This window comes from Bacillus sp. SIMBA_074, assembly GCF_046534555.1.
Lineage (GTDB): Bacteria > Bacillota > Bacilli > Bacillales > Bacillaceae_G > Bacillus_A > Bacillus_A mycoides.
Genome location: NZ_JAWRYM010000882.1, coordinates 1 through 253 on the forward strand (window position 1 = coordinate 1; position 253 = coordinate 253).

At 43.9% G+C, this 253-nt stretch carries 1 pseudogene; it reads right to left on the minus strand.

What is annotated here, in order from left to right:
* A pseudogene (locus tag SB773_RS33285) lies at positions 1-253 on the minus strand (SWIM zinc finger family protein); the annotation flags it as partial.

Genomic DNA, 253 nt, shown 5'->3' on the forward strand with positions numbered 1-253 from the left:
CACGCAAGCGGTTATATTTTGCCGACAGTTGATCTACATAACGTTCAAAACGAGCATCTTCATTTGCCTTGCTGTAAGTAGACCGTACTTTTTTTAACAGCTTGATTGCTTCCTTGTAGGCGGGGCGATTTCGTTCGTTAATCAACCGATTTACTTCACGCAAATAAAGCGGAAAGAGAAGGGAGGGATGTGATTCCTCGATTTCCTTTGCTTGCGCTGCTGAAATATCCGAAAGCGGGACCTGATAAGACAT